This window comes from Chitinophaga sp., from assembly GCF_036566945.1.
In the GTDB taxonomy this organism is placed as follows: Bacteria; Bacteroidota; Bacteroidia; order Chitinophagales; family Chitinophagaceae; genus Chitinophaga.
In genome coordinates this window covers 1-5711 of record NZ_DATCVJ010000957.1, presented here as the reverse complement: position 1 = coordinate 5711, position 5711 = coordinate 1, and the positions used below count along the sequence as shown (strand labels likewise).

General features: G+C 44.7%; 5 protein-coding genes. 3 read left to right on the top strand and 2 right to left on the bottom strand.

What is annotated here, in order from left to right; translation table 11 throughout:
* The coding region (locus VIP81_RS28865; RefSeq protein ID WP_331969829.1) for a hypothetical protein at window positions 1-1098 on the bottom strand (1098 nt) is incomplete at its 3' end.
* A gap of 416 nt (window positions 1099-1514) precedes the next feature.
* On the opposite strand from VIP81_RS28865, the gene VIP81_RS28860 reads away from it, so the two are divergent.
* Window positions 1515-2165, top strand: a complete 651-nt coding sequence (locus tag VIP81_RS28860; RefSeq protein ID WP_331969826.1) for a hypothetical protein — start codon at window positions 1515-1517, stop codon at window positions 2163-2165.
* Here VIP81_RS28860 and VIP81_RS28855 read toward each other — a convergent pair.
* On the bottom strand, window positions 2125-2679 hold the full coding sequence (locus tag VIP81_RS28855; protein WP_331969823.1) for a hypothetical protein: 555 nt from the start codon (window positions 2677-2679) through the stop codon (window positions 2125-2127). The genes VIP81_RS28860 and VIP81_RS28855 overlap by 41 nt on opposite strands.
* A gap of 100 nt (window positions 2680-2779) precedes the next feature.
* On the opposite strand from VIP81_RS28855, the gene VIP81_RS28850 reads away from it, so the two are divergent.
* Both VIP81_RS28850 and VIP81_RS28845 read left to right on the top strand, forming a co-directional pair.
* Window positions 2780-3322: a hypothetical protein gene (locus VIP81_RS28850; protein ID WP_331969820.1), complete on the top strand. Its 543-nt coding sequence runs from the start codon at window positions 2780-2782 to the stop codon at window positions 3320-3322.
* Window positions 3323-3642: 320 nt separating this feature from the next.
* On the top strand, window positions 3643-5694 hold the full coding sequence (locus tag VIP81_RS28845) for a heavy metal translocating P-type ATPase (protein WP_331969817.1): 2052 nt from the start codon (window positions 3643-3645) through the stop codon (window positions 5692-5694).
* Window positions 5695-5711: the final 17 nt, after the last annotated feature.

Sequence of the window (5711 nt, the reverse complement as noted above, 5' to 3'; positions counted from 1 at the left end):
CAGCAAGCTATTGTTATTAATATTGTTGTAAACATTAATACCCTGTACCATCCTGTCTTCCGGGAAGCTGGCATCACTTCTTGTATTGGATGAAATGACATCTACATAAGCAACTACCTGGCCTTTTCTAGTCAGGCTAATACGTTTCAGGAATTTTCTGAGGATATGGATTTCTGGTGGAACTGAAGTATAACTCTCTGTTGATTTTGTAGTCTGATTGCCGCTGGAGGTGACGGTATAAGTGACTGATTCGTTTTTTTTGATATTCTGATAAATAGGTTGTTCACCAGTAGAAGTGTAATATTCAAAAGTTAATTGCTCATTGCCGTCGGCTGAAGTAACATTAGACAAGAACCAACTGGAAGGAAATGTATAACTCAATACGCTGGGGCCGTCCGGTTCAGCATCATCATTTAATACCATCCGGGTGGTTTCCTGGTCAGAAAACGTATAAATATTTCCAAGTTCATCTGTGATGCTTGGTGATACTATTCCGGTATGCCTGATAGCAAGGTTGTTTTTGTCTTTTTTGAGTACTACACCGTTAGGACGGATAATATACTTTCCGGTATTGTTAGCGAAGTTGTAATAGTAATAATCTGGTTGCGCATCTTTATATGCCCTTTGAGTATTCATCTGATAATCAAAGAGTGCGAATAAATCGGTGAAGGGCGGGATTTGTAGCGTAGAGTCGTTCGAGTAATAATTGCTTTGATTGTCCGGATTTCCCATGACAGATCGGGTTACTACTCCTCCCGCATTTAATGACCAGTTCAGACCCACCCAGGAGGCAAGTTCCTCTGGTTTGAAACCTGTTGAATTGAAGCTTAGTGAAATAGGTAAGGAAAGGCTTTGCCCTTTTAGTTCATATAAAGGGATATTGATGGTGGGCGTACCAGTGAAAAGGTTCATGGGTAAATTGCCATATTGGCCAAGGGATGCAGCTTCCGGGCTGGGTGGTATGACCTGTTTGGCTTTAAATTCACTTCGCGCAATATTCACATTCAGGGTATGCTGTATATCTTGCCCGGAGACAAAACCAGCGATACAAAGTAACAGCAAAAATAACGATGCAGTACGGGTTAAACGGAACTCCATTTTGATCAAATTGTTTATTTTCGTTATGCGAATTAAATCGCCGGGTAAATGGTCACTTTTAGCAACTCCCCTGTAGGGGAAGCGTATAGGTTAAATACTATTTATCAATCGCTTTTTACGGATTAACTATCTATGGAAATTCAGTGCCATATTGAATTTTGATGGAAATTACAGAACACGCAGCAGCAAGAACACAATGAGGTATTGGGCCATAAAAATTGAATGATGGCGCGAAGGTAATAAACAATTATTAAAACAAAGCGCGTTTAGCAGCCAAAAAATTTCCCCGCATCACCCATTTTTTTACAAAATCCGAACGCCCCATTCCCGCTCATCCCCGTTTCCACCCCGTTCCATCACCCGTTTTTTCGGTAGCTTTACCAAGGTATCCATCTCCCAAAAAAACAATTGCAGATATGTTACAAAACAGGGTAGATCCATTTGGGAATATTATCCGTACCAGCGCCCGCGGCACCTGGATGGGTAACCGGGGCATATTGCATGATGAACAGCAGCATATTCTACGCCCCTTCAAATTAAAAGCCTGGCTGATCTGTGTGCTGGAGTTCAAAAACCGGAGAAGAACAGTAATGAGCCCACACCGTTATACGGAGCTGTTTTTCCGGGATGAAGCAACTGCCTTTGCTGCTGGTCACCGGCCTTGTTTTGAGTGCCGCAAAGCCGATTATAATCGTTTTAAAGCCTGTTGGCTAAAAGGGAATGTGGCATACGGTTTTGAAAGTAACGTATCCATTCAGGAGATAGACAAAATATTACATACCGAAAGAATAGACCGGCAGGGAGCAAAGGTAACCTTTACTGCTTCCATTCATGAGCTGCCGGAGGGTTGCTTTATTGTATACCATGATCAGCCGTACGTAATCTATAAACAAACGCTGCTTTTATGGTCTCCCGAAGGGTATACTAAAAAAATGGTGTTGCCGGAGAAAGGGGAGCAGGTACAGGTACTCACGCCAAAATCTGTTGTCAATGCATTCCGCGAAGGGTATGTGCCGGAGGTGAAGTTTAATTTGCCGGAAGATCCTTCAGATCAAATTTCTTCATAGACCTGATGATCTTGTCAATAAGCGCCGTATTGTCCGGGTTTATTTCGTCACAGGTCATGTAAATAACGTGGTAGGTTTTGCCCTCCATGCGGAAAACAGTCGCTATCCCCAGTGTGGGATGTCCCGGTTCCTCGCATTTGAACCTGGCTCTCAGTACATGTTTGGTACCTATCAGAATGGCTTCATTGGTTTTTAACAGCTGAAAGGGAATATTGAGTTTGGTCATCCGGTTACGGGAGACGTTTACTACGGTTTGCAGATTGACTTTGATATCACTGGTGTCATTCTCGATCCAGATGGCCAGACTGGCGCCTTTGCTTTGCGGATCTTTATTAATGAATGCTATTACACGGTCAGCGGAGATGGCGGTGTCAATTCCATCCGGGACTACGTTCCAGTAAGGAGGTAGGTTCATGGTCAAACCATCCGTGGTATAAGGGTGATCGCTCACCGGGCGGCTGGTGCAGGCGGCGAATAAGAAAAGCAGGCAGATAAATAGGTTACCGGGTGTCATTTTAATTGAATTAAACAAAAGCTACGTGCAACAATATACGGCAGCAAAATGTTACCATAACGACACATATCGCACCCAAGATAGATCGAAAATATTTACTATGAAAAAGATACTTGTTTTTTTACTGGTCCTGCCTCTTTTCAGCGTGGCGCAAAGTAACAAGCTGCTAAATGGCTATGTATACGGGATGGTGCATGATGGAGTCCTGGGCGGTGGTATTATCGGTAATGTGTCGCTCCTGCACAATATGATTGCTATAGGTCCGGGAGTAGATATTACCTCTTATAAGGATCACGTGATGGTACCTGTGTTTGCGGATGTTAAATTCAAGCATCGCTTTGAACATATTGAGCCATATATTACGGGGCAGTTTGGTTTCAATGTATATAGTGTAAGTCATGTAGCGGAAGTAGATGCGGAGGGAGGTGGTCAACAACCTGTTACCTTTAATGAATCCGGTAAATATTTTTACGGCGTAGGAGCAGGAGCGATATGGCACTTTGCCAATATCGGCGTTTTTGCATCCTATATTTATCGTGGATATTACTACCGTTACCCTGATCAGATAAAGTTAGATGGAGCAGTGAGTTTTGGCGACAGGTCCGTGAACGTAAGCGTTATTACCGCCGGCATTGTATTCTGATACCCTGATAGAAAAGAGCCGTCCCCGATGGCGGTCATTGTTTGTTTTATTGCCCTTCTCACAAAAATAAGTGCATCCCTGTATCAATTATCTGTGGCGCATTTACAACGGAGTTGCAATCTTTTTTAAGGAAAGATTTGCCTGTTTTTTTACCTTTATATTAATGGATATTTAGCAGGAGATGGATAGCTGATATATTAACATTCCGGATATTGTTGCAACCTCCTTCACTAGTTTAGTATAGTCATCACCGTTGTAATGTCTTTATCTCTCTGCGAGATGAAAAGACCCCCATTTAATCTATCTAAAAATAAATAATGATGAAACCGACAATAGCAGAACGGCCTACTGAGCAGGAGAGGACACCCGACACGACTGTTTCCCAAAATGGCGGAAAGCACGATCATGATCACGACAATAACCATGACCATGCGCATGATCACGGCGGTATCTTCGGAAAAAATACGGAACTCTTCTTTAGTATTATTTGCGGCGTATTGCTGGGATTGGGTTTTGCGTTTACGTTTATTCCTTCACTGCCGGCCTGGCTGAGTTTATCTTTATATATTGGCGCCTATTTTTTTGGTGGATTTTATACCACCAAAGAAGCGGTGGAATCTATTGCCAAAGGAAAATTTGAAATTGATTTTCTGATGTTGGTTGCCGCCATTGGCGCGGGGATTCTGGGCGACTGGGTAGAAGGTGCACTATTGCTTTTCCTGTTTAGCATGGGCCATGCACTGGAACATTATGCCATGAACAAAGCGCGTAAATCCATTGCTGCACTGGCCGATCTGGCGCCTAAAACAGCTATCGTAAGACGTAATAATGAAGAAAAAGAAATTGCCATAGAAGCACTGCTGGCCAATGATATTATCATTGTAAAACCCAATAGTAAAATTTCTGCCGATGGTATAGTGGTAAAAGGTAGTAGTAGTGTAAACCAGGCCCCTATTACGGGTGAGAGTATTCCGGTAGATAAAACACCGGTGGCAGATCCACAACAGCCGGATAAAAATGTAAGCGCGGAACACAAAGTGTTTGCCGGCACCATCAATGGTAGCCAGGTGCTGGAAGTAAAAGTAACCAGTGTTGCGGCAGATTCTACCCTGGCGCGGTTAATCAAGCTGGTGAATGAAACGGAAGCGCAGAAATCGCCCACGCAATTGTTTACCGATAAATTTGAAAAATATTTTGTGCCGCTGGTATTGGCATTGGTGGTATTATTACTCTTCGCCTTCCTGGTGATAGATGAAACTTTCAGTCAGAGTTTTTACAGGGCCATGTCTGTGCTGGTAGCGGCAAGTCCTTGTGCGCTGGCCATTTCAACACCCAGTGCGGTGTTAAGCGGTATTGCACGTGCCGCCAGGAGTGGTGTATTGATCAAAGGTGGCGGACCGCTCGAAGAACTGGGTAGTTTAACGGCCCTGGCATTTGATAAAACCGGTACGCTCACAGAGGGTAAACCAACATTAACCGGAGTAGTCGCCTTAAACGGCGCCACAGAGGAAGAAGTATTAACCGTAGTGGTGGCGGTGGAGAAATTAAGTGATCACCCGCTGGCTGCGGCTATTGTAAAAGGCGGGCAGGAAAAGCTGCAACGGGAAGTGGCCACTGCTGAAGGGCTGACGGCCGTTTCTGGTCGTGGTGTGAAAGCTACCTATCAGGGCAAACAAATCGTCATTGGCAATCCGGGTTTATTTGAGCAGGCTGGCAAAACGCTGCCGGCAGAAGTGGTTAGCCAGATTGATCAGTTGGAAAAAGACGGCAATACTACTATGATTGTACAACAGGATGAACAGATGATTGGCCTGATCGCGTTGATGGACGTGCCCCGTAAAGAAGCGGCAGCCACGCTGGTACAGCTAAAAGAAATAGGCATCAAAAAAATGGTGATGCTCACCGGCGACAACCAGCAGGTAGCCTCGGCAGTTGCCCATAAAATTGGGATCGCCGATGCCTGGGGGAGCTTATTGCCCGAGCAAAAGGTAGCAGCCATCGAAAAACTAAGCCGGGAAGAAGGCAAAGTAGCGATGATCGGAGATGGCGTTAACGATGCGCCGGCCATGGCGAAAAGCACCGTAGGTATTGCCATGGGCGCCGCAGGATCTGCGGTAGCACTGGAAACCGCAGACATTGCGCTGATGGCCGACAAACTGGACAATCTGCCTTTCGCCATTGCGCTGAGCAGAAAATCGAAAGGGATTATCCGCCAGAATTTGTGGATGAGTTTAGGCATGGTGGCTGTGCTGATCCCATTAACCATCATTGGTATTGCTTCCATCGGCATCGCGGTGATAGCACATGAGGGATCTACATTACTGGTGGTGTTTAACGGATTGAGATTATTGGCTTTCCAAATGAAGAAATAAATGAAAACGCCACAGCT